16 protein-coding genes are annotated in these 16,383 nt (G+C 44.1%); 11 read left to right on the plus strand and 5 right to left on the minus strand.

The window, feature by feature from the left end; genetic code table 11:
• The first annotated feature begins 90 nt into the window (after positions 1-90).
• The 4 genes from BAU14_RS07490 to BAU14_RS14235 all read left to right on the plus strand — a co-directional run bounded on the left by BAU14_RS07490 (position 91) and on the right by BAU14_RS14235 (position 2,555).
• Positions 91-426: a PspC domain-containing protein gene (locus BAU14_RS07490; protein ID WP_161899466.1), complete on the plus strand. Its 336-nt coding sequence runs from the start codon at positions 91-93 to the stop codon at positions 424-426.
• Entirely contained in the window at positions 426-788 is a 363-nt protein-coding gene (locus BAU14_RS07495; RefSeq protein WP_161899467.1) for a phage holin family protein, read from the plus strand. The genes BAU14_RS07490 and BAU14_RS07495 overlap by 1 nt, the downstream gene beginning before the upstream one ends.
• A gap of 490 nt (positions 789-1,278) precedes the next feature.
• The gene (locus tag BAU14_RS07500; protein WP_161899468.1) at positions 1,279-2,394 is read left to right on the plus strand and encodes a sodium ion-translocating decarboxylase subunit beta; all 1,116 of its coding nucleotides are present in this window, start codon (positions 1,279-1,281) and stop codon (positions 2,392-2,394) included.
• Between the two features lie 17 nt (positions 2,395-2,411).
• On the plus strand, positions 2,412-2,555 hold the full coding sequence (locus tag BAU14_RS14235) for an OadG family protein (protein ID WP_202622181.1): 144 nt from the start codon (positions 2,412-2,414) through the stop codon (positions 2,553-2,555).
• Positions 2,556-2,880: 325 nt separating this feature from the next.
• Here BAU14_RS14235 and BAU14_RS07505 read toward each other — a convergent pair whose 3' ends face one another.
• The 4 genes from BAU14_RS07505 to BAU14_RS07520 form a co-directional block, all read right to left on the minus strand.
• Positions 2,881-4,053: a DUF4129 domain-containing protein gene (locus BAU14_RS07505; RefSeq protein ID WP_161899469.1), complete on the minus strand. Its 1,173-nt coding sequence runs from the start codon at positions 4,051-4,053 to the stop codon at positions 2,881-2,883.
• Positions 4,050-5,129 carry a DUF58 domain-containing protein gene (locus BAU14_RS07510; RefSeq protein WP_161899470.1) on the minus strand — a complete coding sequence of 360 codons (1,080 nt, stop codon included), beginning with the start codon at positions 5,127-5,129 and terminating at the stop codon, positions 4,050-4,052. The genes BAU14_RS07505 and BAU14_RS07510 overlap by 4 nt, the downstream gene beginning before the upstream one ends.
• A gap of 3 nt (positions 5,130-5,132) precedes the next feature.
• Positions 5,133-6,077 carry an AAA family ATPase gene (locus BAU14_RS07515; RefSeq protein ID WP_161899471.1) on the minus strand — a complete coding sequence of 315 codons (945 nt, stop codon included), beginning with the start codon at positions 6,075-6,077 and terminating at the stop codon, positions 5,133-5,135.
• 183 nt (positions 6,078-6,260) lie between these two features.
• Complete coding sequence (locus BAU14_RS07520) at positions 6,261-7,961, minus strand: M3 family oligoendopeptidase (protein WP_161899472.1); 1,701 nt, start codon at positions 7,959-7,961, stop codon at positions 6,261-6,263.
• 242 nt (positions 7,962-8,203) lie between these two features.
• On the opposite strand from BAU14_RS07520, the gene hprK reads away from it, so the two are divergent.
• From hprK to BAU14_RS07550, 6 genes are all read left to right on the plus strand, one after another.
• Positions 8,204-9,145 carry an HPr(Ser) kinase/phosphatase gene (gene hprK, locus BAU14_RS07525; RefSeq protein WP_161899473.1) on the plus strand — a complete coding sequence of 314 codons (942 nt, stop codon included), beginning with the start codon at positions 8,204-8,206 and terminating at the stop codon, positions 9,143-9,145.
• A gap of 95 nt (positions 9,146-9,240) precedes the next feature.
• The gene (gene lgt / locus BAU14_RS07530) at positions 9,241-10,074 is read left to right on the plus strand and encodes a prolipoprotein diacylglyceryl transferase (RefSeq protein WP_161899474.1); all 834 of its coding nucleotides are present in this window, start codon (positions 9,241-9,243) and stop codon (positions 10,072-10,074) included.
• 39 nt (positions 10,075-10,113) lie between these two features.
• Positions 10,114-11,133: an NAD(P)H-dependent glycerol-3-phosphate dehydrogenase gene (locus BAU14_RS07535; RefSeq protein ID WP_161899475.1), complete on the plus strand. Its 1,020-nt coding sequence runs from the start codon at positions 10,114-10,116 to the stop codon at positions 11,131-11,133.
• 31 nt (positions 11,134-11,164) lie between these two features.
• Positions 11,165-12,082 (plus strand): UTP--glucose-1-phosphate uridylyltransferase GalU, encoded by a 918-nt coding sequence (galU, locus tag BAU14_RS07540; RefSeq protein ID WP_161899476.1) that lies wholly within the window; start codon positions 11,165-11,167, stop codon positions 12,080-12,082.
• Positions 12,083-12,558: 476 nt separating this feature from the next.
• On the plus strand, positions 12,559-12,987 hold the full coding sequence (locus tag BAU14_RS07545) for a DUF948 domain-containing protein (RefSeq protein WP_161899477.1): 429 nt from the start codon (positions 12,559-12,561) through the stop codon (positions 12,985-12,987).
• 72 nt (positions 12,988-13,059) lie between these two features.
• Positions 13,060-13,716 carry a YtxH domain-containing protein gene (locus BAU14_RS07550; protein WP_161899478.1) on the plus strand — a complete coding sequence of 219 codons (657 nt, stop codon included), beginning with the start codon at positions 13,060-13,062 and terminating at the stop codon, positions 13,714-13,716.
• Positions 13,717-13,933: 217 nt separating this feature from the next.
• Here BAU14_RS07550 and BAU14_RS07555 read toward each other — a convergent pair whose 3' ends face one another.
• The gene (locus BAU14_RS07555) at positions 13,934-15,037 is read right to left on the minus strand and encodes an aminopeptidase P family protein (RefSeq protein WP_161899479.1); all 1,104 of its coding nucleotides are present in this window, start codon (positions 15,035-15,037) and stop codon (positions 13,934-13,936) included.
• Positions 15,038-15,283: 246 nt separating this feature from the next.
• Between BAU14_RS07555 and ccpA the strand changes: the two genes are divergently transcribed.
• Positions 15,284-16,285 (plus strand): catabolite control protein A, encoded by a 1,002-nt coding sequence (gene ccpA / locus BAU14_RS07560; protein ID WP_161899480.1) that lies wholly within the window; start codon positions 15,284-15,286, stop codon positions 16,283-16,285.
• The last annotated feature ends 98 nt before the right edge of the window (positions 16,286-16,383 follow it).

Below are 16,383 nucleotides of genomic sequence, written 5' to 3' on the forward strand. Positions count from 1 at the left end.
ACAATTAAAGTAGGAAACAAAAACGAAAAAAATCTGAGGTGAAATCCTCTGGAAAATACGGTAAAATTGAAGGGATAGAGGTGAAAGAATATGAGAAGAAAATTGACTAAATCTACCGACAATGTTGTGTTTACTGGTACCTTGGGTGGTATCGCTGAATTTTTGGGTATTGATGCAACGATCATCCGTGTGATCTACGTCTTCTTGTCTTTGGTGACGGTGGCGTTTCCCGGCATCACGTTGTACATCATCTTGGCGTTGATCATCCCTTCTGGCCGTAATCATACTACTGGCGGAAATGGCCGCAATCCTTATTACCAAAACCGCAATACCCAAACGAACCGGGACTACAAACAGTTTAAGCAAGGACCGCAAAAACGTAAAGAAGCTGAAAAGATCGACGATGACGACTGGAGTGATTTCTAATGACTTATTTCCAGCGTCTGTTGGTCAATACACTGACTTTTATCGGTCTAACGGTGCTCTTCCCCAACATGGTGCATGTGTCAAGTCTTTTGACAGCTCTTTTGGCAGCTCTGATTCTGTCGTTTCTTAACGGCTTTTTAAGACCCATTCTCTTGGTGTTGTCTCTGCCTTTGACCTTGTTGTCTTTGGGCTTGTTCACTTTTGTGATCAATGCTGGGATGCTGGTGATCACTTCAAACTTGGTGGGAGCCAACCATTTCGGTTTTTCATCCTTTGGGTCGGCAATCTTGGTGGCAGTGATTATGTCTGTTGTCAATTTGATCGTAACAGAGCATGCCTTACAAAAATACACCGATGAATAATCGATAAATCAAACGAGATGGTGACTCTCATTTTGCCACTATCCTCAAAAGCGAAGGCTGCTAAAGGTGTGTTATAAGTAAAAAAAGAAGCAACTTCCAATGTGGGAAGTTGCTTCTTTTTTTGTTGAAAGGCTCACTCTGTTAGTAGCATTCAGAAATGATTGAAATCACGCTTTTCGTTTTTCGGCTGCGATTCTTGGAATAAGCAGCAGAAAAAATTTTTCCAGAAATCCGCAGGTAGGAGCAGCTGAATAAAAAACATGTTACAATATATACAAGTCCTACATAAGTTGTAATTTTGATGTCCTGAGGCTGAGATAGATTTTACACACGATGTTTTATTTTGATGCTTTATAGTCGAAAATAGGGTGATTTTGGATGCGCTATCAATCGCAGCGCAAAATTATGATGTTTAGGGATATCAATAACGCAATCTTAGATAGAGCGGTCAAAGACAGGACAATCATTAGTCGATTAGGAAGTGAAGTGGATGGAAACATTGTTGGAAGGCGTGATTGGCATGGGGCAAGAACCCGGTCGAATTATCATGATGCTGATTGGCGGCCTGCTGATGTATTTAGGTATCAAAAAGGAATACGAACCGACGCTTTTAGTGCCAATGGGGTTGGGAACGATCTTGGTAAATTTTCCAAATTCCGGCGTATTGACAGCCGGAGGAGAGCCGGGCCCTTTTCAAGTGCTGTTTGACATGGGAATCAAGACCGAGCTTTTCCCGTTGCTATTGTTTATTGGGATTGGAGCGATGATCGATTTTGGACCATTATTGCAAAATCCTTTTATGCTGATGTTCGGCGCTGCCGCTCAGTTTGGGATTTTCTTTACGGTAATCATGGCAGTTTTGTTAGGCTTTGACATGAATGACGCAGCGTCAATCGGAATTATCGGCGCAGCAGACGGCCCAACTTCGATTTTTGTAGCCAATACTTTAAACTCCAAATATATGGGGGCAATTATGGTAGCGGCGTATTCTTACATGTCGTTGGTACCAATCATTCAGCCTATCGCAATCAAAGCAGTCACTACTAAACAAGAACGCCGGATCCGCATGAATTATCGCGCGGGAGAAGTCTCAAAAACGGCTAAGATTCTATTTCCTGTGGTAATCTGTATCGTGGCGGGGTTGATTGCGCCGGTTTCTTTGCCATTGGTAGGTTTTTTGATGTTCGGGAATCTTTTGCGGGAATGTGGTGTCTTGGATCGACTGTCGATTACAGCACAAAATGAACTGGTGAACATCGTCAGCATCTTGTTAGGTCTTTCCATTTCGGTGAGTATGCACTATGAAGAATTCTTGAAATTAGACACGCTGATGGTAATTTTCCTAGGGTTGATTGCTTTTATCATGGATACAGTGGGCGGTGTTCTTTTTGCGAAGTTTTTAAATCTGTTCCGCAAAGAAAAAATCAATCCGATGATTGGTGCCGCAGGGATTTCGGCATTTCCGATGTCCAGTCGCGTAATCCAAAAGATGGCTACAGAAGAAGACCCGCAAAACTTTATTTTGATGCATGCAGCCGGCGCCAATGTCTCTGGACAGATTGCCTCGGTGATTGCAGGCGGCTTGTTGTTAGCACTGTTGACTTGATGAAAGGGTGAAAGACCATGTCTGTGAATATGGAGGATCTGAAGCAGTCATTTGAACTGTTAGTATTGGGCTGGGGTGGCGTGTTTTTGGTGTTGTTCATCATTTACCTAGCCTCGAAAGCACTGAGTAAATTGTTCCCTGTAAAAAAAGCCAAACAATAAAGGGAATGTGGCATCAGTAATTTCCAATTGCTAAATAGCGGATGTTTAGCCACAATTAATAAAAAGTAGACGGATGGAAAAATTTGTGACAACCTTTATGTCTTAGTCCAAAGAGAGAGAACATGACCATGTGTGTCAAGAGCAGTGAATGAGGCTGACTTCCCTTGATAAAATCAGAGAAAGCCTACATTTGAAATTTTTAGCAATGAAAAGCCGGCGATCTTCCAGTAATTTTAATGGAAGATCGTCGGCTTTTGGGGTCTCACGTTTGGTCCTGTTGGCTTCAGCGGACGGTGACTAAACTATTGGCGCAGCCCCAGCCTTCTTATCGTTGTTTTGCCAGTGCTTTCAATTGTGTCCACTCATCTTTTGAGACTGTCTGTTGATCATAGCGAGCTTTTTCGTAAAGGCGGGCTAACTGATAAGCATAGTCAACTGGAAGCGGCAGAAGAGCCAAGAGTTGACGAGGGGTAGCATCTTTATGAAACTGTTTCCCCACTTCCTTTTTAAATAGGCGACGGACCCGCTGGTTGTAATCTCCTCGAGGTAAAAAAGGCGACGGACGTTTGGTCTTTTTTTTATCTAGCAGGATAAAGTCAGCTTCAGCAGGAGGATCTTCTTCTTGTATCACGGGCTGTTTCATCTTTAGGTAACGCAACATCCGATAGAGGGTAAACAATAAAATAAGAACCACAGCAATCAGTAAAATTAGTTTCATGCCAGTTTCCAAAAATGCCCAAACCTGCAGAAGCAATTGATTAGGTTTGTGTCCGGCAGCCAATTGATCGGTGTCAAATCCTCCTGGTTGTGGCTGAAAGACTTGCCCACTGTTAGAAGCGGCTGTTTGTTCAGGGGGTGTCACTTCTTTTTGACGAGACACAAACGTACCAAAAGGCTGTAGCCAGGCCATAAGACCCAAAAGCAATGACCCTAGTGTTGTGACTGTAGTTACCAAAAGACGTAGTTGCTGCCGACTGATCAGTAAAAAGCTGCCTTGGGAAGTGCCATCCAGTGCTTTGCTTAAATCTAAAGCCGCAGCGGTTTCTTTAAGATAGGCTTGCAGTAATAAAATCACCAGAATGACTACAACCATCAACAAAGCAAGTAAGCGCTGCTGGGTGCTGTTTTGAAAATAGCCCATCGTGTAAAGGGCAAGAGGGCAAAATACCATCAGCCGCGAGTAAGACTCTTGCGGAATGCTCCCTAAAACGCCTATCAAAATCAGGAAACCTGCCAATGAAATTGAAAAACCCGACAATGACCAGATACCAGAAAACAAGAGCAAAAGCGCAAGCAGTTGATAGACAGGTGGCCATTTTCGCTGTAGTCGGTTGATCAGAGGCACCCCCAAGAGACTCCCAAGGACAATCATCAGAGACCACTGAAGTGTCAGCGGTGATTTCATGACAGCCAGCCAGACGATCCAAAACAATTCTAAAACCAAAAGGCTGCGAAAGAGCATGTCCAAACCACTTTTCACGCGTTTGATGGCTGTCATTGAATCACCCACTCTCTGATTATTAGTCGGCCGTCCTGCTGAAGGTTTTGTGGCAATCGTGTGGCGATAACCACCGTTGCCGCTTCTCCGCCAGTTGCTTGTAGCAAAGCTGCTTTTGTGTTGTCCCAAGCAGCATCAGAAGTGAAAATATAGCAGCTTTTATTTGATGCCACGTTGTCTTGAAGATGGTCTGTTGTCGCTGCGGTCTGCTTTAGTACCAACTGACTAGCAGATTGTAAAATGGCAGCACGAGAGAGGAGGGTATCATTGAAAAGCAGCTGGCCTTCTTTGTCACGACCGTTGGAGCGACAGCGGGTCAAGTAGCCCAACTTTTGGCACTCTGCAGCAATGGTGGTAAATAACGAAATTGTGGCTTCTGCCAAGGGATCATTTTTCCAATCAGAGCTTTCCGGTAGATCCAAAATCAGCGTAACTTCTTGATTGGCGGTAGGATCATATTCTCGAATCATCCATTGATTCATTTGGGCGCTTTTCTTATGATCCAGTTGTTTGATCGGATCGCCGGTACGGTATTCTCGAATTCCACGAAAACTCAAAGGATCTGGCAATAGACCTTGTTGTGCGAGTTGTTCGCCTAATGATTGTTGAAAAATTTGGAAAACCTCTTGTGTAGAAACTTGTTTGGGAAACACGATAATCTCTTTGTTTAGCGGATATTTTTGCGTGACTGCTTCTGGGAATAACAGGCTGCGACAGTGGAGCTCAATTTCTGACAGGTGGTAGACCCCGCGCTTGGTTCCCCGGATGCGAAAAACTTTCTCAGAACGGGACCAACTGGCCAACGAAAAGACTTGAAAGAGGTCATTTACCGGTTTTTCTTTCGCAGCAGTCACTAGATAAAAGCTGTCTACAAATGGAATCAGTAAACGCAGAAAAGGCAGTCCGAATGCTTTTTCATTGTATACAATCTGGCGAATCGTGAAGGTTTCACCGGGGAAAACCCGGGCCTGCTTCATCTCAACGGCAACCGACAGCCCTTTTTGCCAATTGGCCAGCCAATAGTGCCGCAATCCGAAGAGTAGCAAAAGCAGCAGGAGCGAAAAGAACAGAATCATGATTTACTGCTCCCAATTTTCTGTGGGGACTGGTATTTTGTGAAGCAGCTCTCGGATCAGCTCTTCTTTGCGGGCACTAGTGGTAAAGGTATTTTGAAAGAAGAGGCGGTGAGCCAACACGGGAACTGCCAGCTCTTGAATATCATCTGGCAGTACAAAATTCCGTTCCTTCAAAAAAGCCAGTGCTTGGCAGGCTTTGGCAAATTGGATCAAACAGCGATGACTGACCCCAGTGACCACTCCTTCTAATGAGGGAATCTGCTCACAAAGGGTAACCAGATAGTCTAGTAAAACTGGATGAAGATAAATGTCGCGAACTTGTTTGCGCAATTCCAGGATCGTCTCGGCCTCAGTCACAGCTGTTAAAGGCTCTGCCAGCAGGCTTTCTTTTAACGCTGCCATAAGCATTTTTTCTTTGTCGGCATGGGTTAATTTTTCTAAAGAAAGCTGAAACATAAAACGGTCCAATTGTGCTTCTGGTAGCGGAAAAGTTCCGGCCGTTTCTAGCGGATTTTGAGTAGCGATAACAAAAAATAATTCAGATAAGGCACGACTTTGCCCGTCAACGGTGACCTGCCGCTCAGCCATGGCCTCCAAAAGAGCAGACTGAGTACGAGGAGTCGCCCGATTGATTTCGTCAACTAAAAGAATTTCAGTGAAGACCGGACCAGGATGAAATTCAAAGGTATTTTGATCCTGACGATAGACACTGATGCCGGTGAGGTCTGAGGGCAAGAGATCAGGGGTGGCTTGGACTCGCTGAAAACGCAAGCCCAAACTTTCAGAGAGTGCGCGGCTCAATGCGGTTTTTCCGCTGCCGGGATCATCTTCTAATAAGACATGTCCTTCTGCCAAAAGGGCAGTGAGCAAGAGCCGCTGTTCCTGTTCATTACCGATAACTTGTCGTTTGATCTCTTGGTGCAGGGTAGAAAAAAAGTGAGTTGTCATATTGCTGCCTCCTGAACTCCTGTAAAGTAAAAAGTAAAAAGAACTTTCCTTATTGCAGGAGAAGATTGGATCGCTCCTATTTGAAATCAATTGTAACCCTTTTCTTTCATTTGTAAAACCGGAAAAAAACTCCGCCGAAATAATCGACGGAGTCATCCATAATCGTCACGTTAAACCTTAAGCTTAATCCAGCTGGGTTTCAGGTACCGCCGCTAGATAATCGGCCACGGCTGCAATTGTATCATCCAAGGCACCTTCTTCAAATGGTGAGCGCAGATGGGCGATTTCCAAGATTTCTAAGAAGGTCTTAGTACCACCGACTTGGCAGATTGCCAAGTAGTCTGACCACGCTGTTTCGTCATGGTCTACTTGGAATCTCTTCCAAAATTGGAAAGCACAGACTTGCGCCAAAGTATAATCAATATAGTAGAAAGGACTTTGGAAAATGTGACCTTGACGGTACCAGAATAGTCCGCGATCTAAGTCAGGAATTTGGCTGTAATCACGTTCTGGACAGTATTGTTTTTCTAGTTCCCGCCAACAAGCTTTCCGCTGTTCTGGTGTCCACTGGGGATGCTGGTAAACTTCTTGTTGGAAATGATCCACTAAGACACCGTAGGGCAGAAATTCCAAGGCATCGCCTAAATGAGCAAATTTATATTTAGCTGTTTGTTCTTTGAAGAAGCGATCCATCCAGGGCCAAGCGATGAATTCCATCGACATGGAGTGTATTTCACAAGATTCGAAATTTGGGAAGACGATTTCCGGTTCTTTTATCCAGCGGGATTCAAAACACTGAAATGCGTGACCAGCTTCGTGGGTCAAGACATCCACATCTCCTGAAGTTCCGTTGAAGTTGGCAAAGATATAAGGGGATTGGAAGTCGGCAATATAAGTGCAGTAGCCGCCAGATTGTTTGCCTTTTTTACTCAGTAAATCCAACAGGTCATGTTCTTTCATAAAGTCAAAGAATTCGCCAGTTTCCGGTGAAAGTTCCCGGTACATTGTTTGGGCCTGATCCACCAGCTCTTCTGGCGTTCCCTGCGGTTTGGCATTGCCGGAAGGATAGACCAGACTGAGATCATAATTGTACATATGATCCAACTGGTTGCGGTCTTTTTGGCGGTTGTAGAGTTTTTGCGCTTCCGGGACGACTTTTTCCAAGATTTCCTTCCGATAGGTTTCAATCATGGAGCGGTCATAATCCCAACGATTCATTTTCACATCGGCAAACTGAACGTAATTATCAAACCCCAGCCCTTTGGCAATCTGATCACGAACCTGGACCATTTCATCATAAATCGCATCGAATTTGGCTTCATTTTCGGTGAAGAAGGCAGTGGTTGCTTGTGCTGCCTTTTTACGGATGTCTCTGTCAGTTGATTGAGCAAAAGGTGTCATTTGGGGCAGATTGCGAATTTCGCCTTCGAAATCAATTTGAGCTGATGCAATTAGCTTGCTGTAATCAGAAGCCAGCTGATTTTCTTTTTGGAAAAGTGGAATCAGCTTTTCATCAAAGAGCTTGACGCGGCTTTCAGCAAAGAGAAAAAGTGTTTCCGGATAAGCGGTTTTCAATTCTGTCATAACAGGTGAGCTTAAAAGGGCTTGGTAAAACTGAAAGTCTAAAGATTCAAAATGAGGCAGGTATTCATTCCACCATTCATCTTCTTTTTCATAAAAGCTGTCGTTGGTGTCGATGGAATAACGGATGCTGGCTAGATTCATCGCAGTATCCACGGCAGAACGGAAAGTGTTCAGCTGATCTACCGCGATTTTTGCTTCGGCTAATGAAGTTGCCTGTTGCAATTGGGCAACGCTTGCCAGATAGTCTTTTTGGTAGCTGTCAAAGTCCGGACGGGTGTATGTGTATTCGGAAAATTTCATTAAAAAACCTCCTTAGATTGTTTGCCGAGACAACAGCTGAGAGCCGACTTTCACTTTTTTGTAGTAAAAGCTTCTCTGGTGCTGTTGTTTCTTTTCAAATGATAGCATAAAGGTGCCTATTTCGATACGATAAACCACAGGGCTTCTCCCCTAATTCCACCTGTTATGGGTGTATTTTCCGTTCACTTAGGGTAAAATAGGCACAGTGATGAAAATTAAATGACAAGAAATGAGGGAAACCAATGGCGGAATTTGTAACAGTGAGCCAAATGGTCCAGAAATTAAATTTGGAGGTTGTTTCCGGATCGGAAACAGCGTTGGAGCGCAGTGTCAGAATTGCGGAAATTTCTCGTCCCGGCTTGGAGCTGACCGGCTATTTCAATTATTATTCCCATGACCGAATCCAATTATTTGGTTCAAAAGAAATTACCTTTGCTCAGCGGATGATGCCGGAAGAACGGTTGATGGTTTTGCGGCGGATGTGCACCGAGGATACACCGGCATTTATTATTTCCCGTGGACTGACAGTGCCAGAAGAGATGATTGAGGCTTGTACAGAGCATGATATCCCAATTTTGCGTTCACCGATCAGCACTTCGCGTTTGCTAGGAGAAATGTCTAGCTATCTTAGTGCACATCTGGCACCCCGCACTAGTGTTCACGGTGTTTTAGTAGATGTTTATGGATTAGGGGTTTTGATTCAAGGGGATAGTGGTATCGGTAAAAGTGAGACTGCTTTGGAATTAATCAAACGAGGGCACCGTTTAATTGCAGATGACCGAGTGGATGTTTACCAACAAGATGAGCTGACCTTGGTAGGGGAACCGCCAGCAATCTTGCAACATCTGATTGAGATCCGCGGCATAGGAATTATTGACGTTATGAACCTTTTTGGCGCCTCAGCAGTCCGGGGAAGCATGCAGGTTCAACTGTGTGTCTATTTGGAAGCTTGGGCCAAAGACAAAAAATACGACCGCTTGGGTTCAGCAGACACCTCGATTCAAATTGCTGAAGTAGACGTGCCTCAAATCAAAATTCCAGTGAAAACTGGGCGCAACGTGGCAATCATCATTGAAGTGGCCGCTATGAATTTCCGGGCTAAAGCGATGGGCTATGATGCGACCAAAACCTTTGAAGAACGGTTGACACAACTGATTGCCCAAAATTCCGATGAACAGAAGTGAATGCTAGTCGGTAAATAAGAAACAAAAAGACAAGGGGATAAAAAAATCAGGCTGGCAATCATTTTGACAGCCTGTACCTTTTGAGGAGGCACATTATGTTTTTGACTGTAGTTGATCGGGTGGCTTTTGAAGTCTTTGGTGTGGCTATCTACTGGTATGCCATCATCATCGTTTCTGCCGTTGTATTGGCGATGTGGCTGGCATCTCGGGAAGCTGTTCGCGTCGGCTTAGGGCCTGACGATGTGACAGACTTTATGTTGGTGGGACTACCACTGGCTTTAATTGGCGCTCGTCTGTACTTTATTTTATTTGATTTGAAACCTTATCTGGAAGATCCAATCCAGATTTTTAATGTTCGTTCCGGCGGATTAGCAATTTACGGCGGTTTGATCGCCGCTGTGATTTGGTTGTATTTCTTTTGTCGCAAAAAGAAAATCAATATGTGGACATTCCTTGATATTGCAGCACCGACAGTTATTTTGGCACAAGGTATCGGTCGTTGGGGCAATTTTATGAACCACGAAGCCTATGGTCCAGTAACAGACCTGACTTTTTTGGAAAAACTCCACCTGCCGAGTTTTATTATCGACAATATGTATATTGATGATGCTTATCGCCAACCGACGTTTTTATATGAATCTGTTTGGAATGTAATTGGTTTTTTGATTCTGATCATTTTGCGAAAGCGAAAGATTTTCAAACAAGGGGAAGTTTTCCTGGCCTATGTTATCTGGTACAGTTTTGGCCGTTTTTGGATTGAAGGGTTGCGCGAAGACAGTCTGTATCTGTTTGGTCCTATCCGTGTTTCGCAAGTCCTGTCGCTGATTTTGTTTTTCGGTGGTCTGGGAATTTTATTCTATCGTCGCAAGACAGAGCCGCAGCTGCCTCGCTATGATCGCAGCCACGGCACAAATGAATACTTGTTGTGATCTTCAAGGATGCAACAAGATTATCAAGGAGGAACTATTTTGAATCAAAAAATTGCAGTTTTAGGCCCTGGTTCTTGGGGAACCGCATTGGCACAAGTTTTAGCTGAAAATGGACACGACGTTCGTATTTGGGGAAATCTGCCCGCACAGATTGATGAAATCAACACCTATCATACCAATCGCCACTATTTGCCGGATGTGAAAATCCCTGAAAGTATCACTGCACATAAAGAGCTCACAGATGCGATTGCAGATTGTGATGCAGTTTTGTTCGTTGTACCGACTAAAGCCATTCGAGTTGTCGCACAAGAATTCGCTCAAAAAGCGAAAAATACGCCAGTTATTATTCACGCCTCAAAGGGCTTGGAGCAAGGCTCTCATAAACGTATTTCTGAGGTTCTGATTGAAGAAATTCCAGCAGATAAACGCAAAGCAGTCGTGGTATTGTCTGGGCCAAGTCATGCCGAAGAAGTGGTAAAACACGACATTACGACAATCACAGCCGCCAGTACAGATGATGCAGCGGCCAAATATGTACAAGATCTGTTCATGAACGATTACTTCCGCATCTACACCAACGATGATGTAATCGGTGTTGAAACCGGTGCTGCATTGAAAAACATCATCGCAATTGGGGCAGGTGCAATCGCTGGTTTGGGCTTTGGTGACGATGCCAAAGCGGCCATCATGACCCGTGGCTTAGCGGAAATCAGCCGCCTAGGTGTCGCGATGGGGGCCAATCCGTTGACTTTTATCGGTCTTTCCGGTGTGGGTGATCTGATTGTAACGTGTACCAGTGTCCATTCTCGTAACTGGCGGGCGGGCAATCTCTTGGGTAAAGGTCACAAGCTGGAAGAAGTTCTGGACAACATGGGGATGATCGTAGAAGGCGTTTCTACCACTAAAGCTGCCATGGAGCTGGCACAACAGTTGAATGTCGAAATGCCGATTACAGAAACAATCTATGGTGTTTTGTACGAAGGCGACGATGTCAAAGATGCCGCGAAGAATATCATGCTAAGAGATGGCAAAGAGGAAAACGAATTTTCTTTGGAATAAATAAGCAGAAGACAAACGGAGGGGTAAAGCTATGAAAGTAAAAAAAGCCGTAATTCCAGCTGCCGGACTGGGGACTCGTTTTTTACCGGCAACTAAAGCGATGGCTAAAGAGATGCTTCCAATTGTCGATAAACCGACAATCCAATTCATCGTTGAAGAAGCGCTGAAATCTGGCATCGAGGACATCTTGATTGTTACCGGGAAGGCCAAACGTCCTATTGAAGATCATTTCGATGCCAACATCGAGTTGGAAACGAACTTGAAGGAAAAAGGCAAGACAGATCTTTTGAAATTAGTGGAAGAAACCACCGATGTCAATCTGCACTTTATTCGCCAGTCTCATCCAAGAGGTCTCGGCCATGCTGTTTTACAAGCCAAAGCCTTTGTAGGTAACGAGCCTTTTGTCGTGATGCTGGGAGACGACTTGATGGAAGATGATATACCGTTGACCAAACAACTAATCAATGACTATGAAAAAACGCATGCGTCCACGATTGCGGTGATGAAGGTTCCTCATGAGGAAACATCGAAATACGGAATCATCGATCCGGAAGCAGAAGTGGAACCGGGCCTTTTTAACGTCCGTAACTTTGTCGAAAAACCTGCGCCAGAAAAGGCACCCAGTGATTTGGCCATCATCGGCCGCTACTTGCTGACACCGGAAATTTTTAACATTTTGGAAAATCAAGCACCAGGCGCCGGTAACGAAATTCAATTAACCGATGCTATCGATACATTGAACAAAACACAGCGAGTATTTGCTCAAGAATTCAAAGGAACGCGTTATGACGTGGGCGACAAATTTGGATTTATGAAAACCAGTATCGAATACGGCTTGAAACATCCTGAAGTCAAAGATGAACTTCGACGTTATATCAAAGACCTGGGCCTTGAGTTGGCAAAAACGGACGGGGACTTAACACCTGTTACTGAGAAAAAAGAAAAATGATTCGTTGTCACAAAGTTTGAAACAATCGTCGTAACCAGAGGCTTAGAAAGTGAGCAGAACCAAAGTAGCAGGCGCAATCTTTCTGATGCCCGGATTCAAAGTAAATCAGACTAAACCAGAGTAACGCAACAGGCGGCTATTTTCCATTGAAAACTAGTGGAAGATAGCCGCTTTTTCGTGACCAATCTCTCAAATGTTTTGGACTGTCTTTTACTTTTGCTTGTTACACGCAGGCAAAAAAGGGGAGGAGAGGCTTTCATAAACAAGGGCGCATACTTTGTCTGTTGGACTTTTCAAATGGGCAGTTAATCGGCAGAAAAGATCCCTGTGAGATAGTCGCTAAAAGAAGCGACGACAAACAGCAGGGAATGTCGCAGAAAAAGTCATTAAAAACCTGATTTACGGGTATTTTATTTGTGATTGATTTACGGTAATGATATTCTTGAACTATGTAGAAGCAGAAGGGAGCCGAAGTTATGAGCGGAGGAGAGATCGCGGCGTTGATCGCCGCTGTGGCATTTGCGGTATTGGTAGTTTTTCTTGTTCGAGTACTGATGCAAGTATCAAAAACAGTGACAAAGGTTACACAAACAGTCGAGGAGGCCAATACGACGATTCGCGTAGTAACCAAAGATGTCGACGTTTTATCAAGTGAAGTAGAAGGACTGTTGGTGAAGACCAATGCGCTATTAAATGATGTCAATGGTAAAGTAGCAACGATTGATCCGTTGTTTACGGCAGTCGCTGATCTTAGTGAAAGTGTCTCCGAGTTAAACAACTCCGGAAAACAGGCAATCTCCAAACTGGGAGCAGTCACTAAAACGACAGCTCAGGCGACGGTTGCCGGAAAAGTTGGTCAGACGGCCATGAAATTTTTCAAAGAGCGCAACAGTAAAAAAGGTTAAGTAAGTATCCGGCGTGGCGATCTACTATTAGATTACCAGCCTTAAAAAAGCAAGTATATGGAGGGATAGGAAATGGGTAAAACAGGTGGATTTTTATTAGGCGCCGTAATCGGTGCCAGTGCAGCAGCAGCGGCAGCATTGTTATTAGCTCCTGAATCAGGAAAAGAATTGCGAGAAAAATTGGCAGCGAGAGCAGATGATTTTTTGGATACTGTCAGTGATTATACCGATGTTGTCAAAGAAAAGAGCGGTGATTTGACAGAAGTTGCCAAAGACACAGCTGTGAAATTTAGCCAACAAGCCGAAGATTTGGCGGGTAATATCAAAGATAAAACGGCAGATTCCTTTGATAATCTCCACGAAGGTTCCGGGGATTTATTGGAAAACCTGAAAAAGCAGACTGGCGACTTGTCCCAACGTTTCAAAAAATCAGCTGATGAGCTGAAAGAAGAAGGTTCCAATCTGGCAGATGAGGTACAAGACAGCATGGAAGACATTGTGATTGATGTTAAAGATGCAACGGGTGATTTTAAGGAAACAGCCGCGGATGCTGTAGACGAGGCGAAACCCGTAGTCGATGACCTGAAAGCCGAAACCCAAGCTGCAGCTGCGGATTTAAAAGATACTGCGACTGAAAACACGATAGAAGCGAAAGAATCATTTGAAGATGCCGCTGCCGATTTAAAAGAAGTCATGGAAGAAAACAATCCTGACCAAGGAGATGCCTAAGAAAAACTTCCATGATAAAAGGAAATAGGTCGGGATAATCGTCCTGTCACCATCCTACAAAGTGAAAAACATCAATATAAGCCTCAAGTAAAAATCCCAGTCATTTCCATTAAACACAATGGAGATGATTGGGATTTTCACTGTTAAAAACTTCAAAGGTACAATGCAAATAAACGATGAAACTATCTTTTTATACTTAGTTATCTTAGAGTCAAAATCAATCCAAGACGATGAGCTGCTTATCAGTTTTAGTGAAAGGAACACAGCCGTCTGAAGTGACATAGACACAGTCTTCGATCCTGACGCCGACTTTACCGGGAATGTAGATGCCTGGTTCCAAAGAAAAGCACATGCCTTCTTCAATCACCAGGTCGTTACCGGCGACTAGCGAAGGAAATTCATGGACAGTGGTGCCAATCCCGTGTCCCAGTCGGTGATTGAAATACTCGCCGTAGCCAGCTTCAGTAATCACATCACGAGCAATCTGATCCAATTGTGCAGCAGTCACGCCAGGACGAACGGCTTTTTCTGCTGTCAGTTGTGCATTTAAAGTCAGTTCGTAGATTTCCCGCTGAAAAGCAGTCGGCTCTTTGAAGGCAACTGTACGGGTGGCATCACTACAATAGCCATTCCAGATAGTACCAAGGTCAAAAAGTACCAATTCATGAGGTTTCACTGTATTTTTACCTGGTTCGCCGTGGGGACTGGCAGCGTTGGTCCCCGCTAAGACCATCGTATCAAAACTCATATGAGAGACACCCCGGCGTTTCAATTGATATTCGATTTCCGCGACGATTTCCGCTTCTTGTGCCCCTTCTTTGACTGCCGCAAATCCGATTTCAAAGGCAACATCTGCCCAGTTACCGGCTTCAAGCATCGTTTGAATTTCTGCCTCGGTTTTGATGAGCATCAATTTTTGCAAAGTAGGGGTCAGATCAAAGGAAAAGTCACATTGGGGGAACATTTTTTGCAGCAACTCAAAGCGATCGACAGTTAAGGCATTTTTCTCCAATGCCATCTTAGCTGGTTTGCCATAGCGGTCATTGATGGCTGACTGAATCATTTGCCACGGATTTTCGCTATCCAGGTAACCAAGGACATCATAAGGCCAGCTGCTGTTTTGAGCATCTTCTACTTCCAAAGCCGGTGTGAACAAAAATGGATCGCCATCGATCGGGATGAACAAGGCAAGGATCCGTTCGTGGGGATCGCTGGCATAGCCGCTCAAATAGGCGATGTGACCAGGATCAGTGACGTAAGCCAAGTCTGCATGGTTTTGCGAGAGGGCACTACGCAGTTGGGAAATTTTTTCTTGATTCATAAAGCATCCTCTTTTCCGATTCATAAATCACCCCCCGCTTGTTAACAAAAACGTAAGCTGGCAAACGAGGTGGCTGTCTTGCAAGTCGTTTCTATTATAGCATGATAAGATCAAAAGAATAATTGAAAGAAACAGTTAGTTTTCATGAAAATGGGAATAAAACGGTTGCATTCTTTGAAATAACATGATATTCTTACCTAGAAATGTAAATCAGATTTTCTGAAAATGAAAAAAAGGAGCATAAATATGGATAAACAAACTATTACAATCTATGATGTTGCACGGGAAGCCAACGTTTCAATGGCAACCGTTTCACGGGTGGTCAATGGGAATCCTAACGTTAAACCAGCCACTCGTAAAAAGGTTCTAGAGGTCATTGATCGTCTGGATTACCGTCCCAATGCCGTGGCTCGTGGGCTGGCCAGCAAAAAGACAACAACTGTCGGGGTGATTATCCCTGATGTCAGCAACATGTTCTTCTCTTCTTTGGCGCGGGGGATTGACGATGTTGCCACCATGTACAAATATAACATCATTTTAGCCAACTCTGACGGCGACAGCCAAAAGGAAGTCAATGTCTTGAACAACTTGTTGGCAAAACAAGTAGATGGCGTTATTTTCATGGGTCATCGAATTACCGATGAAGTACGAGGCGAATTTTCTCGTTCTAAGACACCAGTAGTTTTGGCAGGCTCCATCGATCCCGATGAACAAGTTGGCTCTGTCAATATTGATTACACTGCAGCAACCAAAGATGCAGTTGATTTGTTGGCGAAAAACGGCAACCAGAAGATTGCTTTTGTCAGCGGCGCGCTGATTGATCCAATCAATGGTCAAAACCGCTTGAAAGGGTACAAAGCAGCATTGAAAGAAAATAATTTGGAGTACAATGAAGGACTGATCTTCGAAGCTAAATACAGCTTTAAAGACGGCTTAGGTTTGGTAGAACGCATCCTAAACAGTGGTGCAACTGCAGCTTACGTCACTGATGATGAATTAGCTATCGGAATTTTGGACGGTTTGATTGATGCCGGCAAGAAAATTCCGGAAGACTTTGAAATCATCACCAGCAACAATTCTTTATTGACAGATGTCGCTCGTCCACGGTTGTCATCAATCACACAACCTTTGTATGATTTAGGTGCCGTATCGATGCGCCTGTTGACAAAAATGATGAATAAAGAAGATGTAGAAGAAAAAAGCATCATCTTGCCATATGGTATTGATGAAAAAGGCTCAACTAAATAAGCTGTCGTAGAAAAAGCGTCTCCCGATTATTTGTGGGGGACGCTTTTTTGAAAGGCTTAAGCGCAAAAAGACGGCGACTTTCCAATGATTTTTAGGAA

It is taken from the genome of Candidatus Enterococcus leclercqii, from assembly GCF_009933135.1.
Classification (GTDB): domain Bacteria; phylum Bacillota; class Bacilli; order Lactobacillales; family Enterococcaceae; genus Enterococcus_C; species Enterococcus_C leclercqii.

Bases quoted from the DNA above. Each gene is read 5' to 3' on its own strand.
- BAU14_RS07490 (WP_161899466.1), top strand. From the start codon at position 91: ATGAGAAGAAAATTGACTAAATCTACCGACAATGTTGTGTTTACTGGT.
- BAU14_RS07545 (WP_161899477.1), top strand. From the start codon at position 12,559: ATGAGCGGAGGAGAGATCGCGGCGTTGATCGCCGCTGTGGCATTTGCG.
- BAU14_RS14235 (WP_202622181.1), top strand. From the start codon at position 2,412: ATGTCTGTGAATATGGAGGATCTGAAGCAGTCATTTGAACTGTTAGTA.
- BAU14_RS07510 (WP_161899470.1), bottom strand. From the start codon at position 5,129: ATGATTCTGTTCTTTTCGCTCCTGCTGCTTTTGCTACTCTTCGGATTG.
- BAU14_RS07500 (WP_161899468.1), top strand. From the start codon at position 1,279: ATGGAAACATTGTTGGAAGGCGTGATTGGCATGGGGCAAGAACCCGGT.
- BAU14_RS07520 (WP_161899472.1), bottom strand. From the start codon at position 7,961: ATGAAATTTTCCGAATACACATACACCCGTCCGGACTTTGACAGCTAC.
- BAU14_RS07550 (WP_161899478.1), top strand. From the start codon at position 13,060: ATGGGTAAAACAGGTGGATTTTTATTAGGCGCCGTAATCGGTGCCAGT.
- BAU14_RS07515 (WP_161899471.1), bottom strand. From the start codon at position 6,077: ATGACAACTCACTTTTTTTCTACCCTGCACCAAGAGATCAAACGACAA.
- ccpA (WP_161899480.1), top strand. From the start codon at position 15,284: ATGGATAAACAAACTATTACAATCTATGATGTTGCACGGGAAGCCAAC.
- lgt (WP_161899474.1), top strand. From the start codon at position 9,241: ATGTTTTTGACTGTAGTTGATCGGGTGGCTTTTGAAGTCTTTGGTGTG.
- hprK (WP_161899473.1), top strand. From the start codon at position 8,204: ATGGCGGAATTTGTAACAGTGAGCCAAATGGTCCAGAAATTAAATTTG.
- BAU14_RS07495 (WP_161899467.1), top strand. From the start codon at position 426: ATGACTTATTTCCAGCGTCTGTTGGTCAATACACTGACTTTTATCGGT.
- BAU14_RS07505 (WP_161899469.1), bottom strand. From the start codon at position 4,053: ATGACAGCCATCAAACGCGTGAAAAGTGGTTTGGACATGCTCTTTCGC.
- BAU14_RS07555 (WP_161899479.1), bottom strand. From the start codon at position 15,037: ATGAATCAAGAAAAAATTTCCCAACTGCGTAGTGCCCTCTCGCAAAAC.
- galU (WP_161899476.1), top strand. From the start codon at position 11,165: ATGAAAGTAAAAAAAGCCGTAATTCCAGCTGCCGGACTGGGGACTCGT.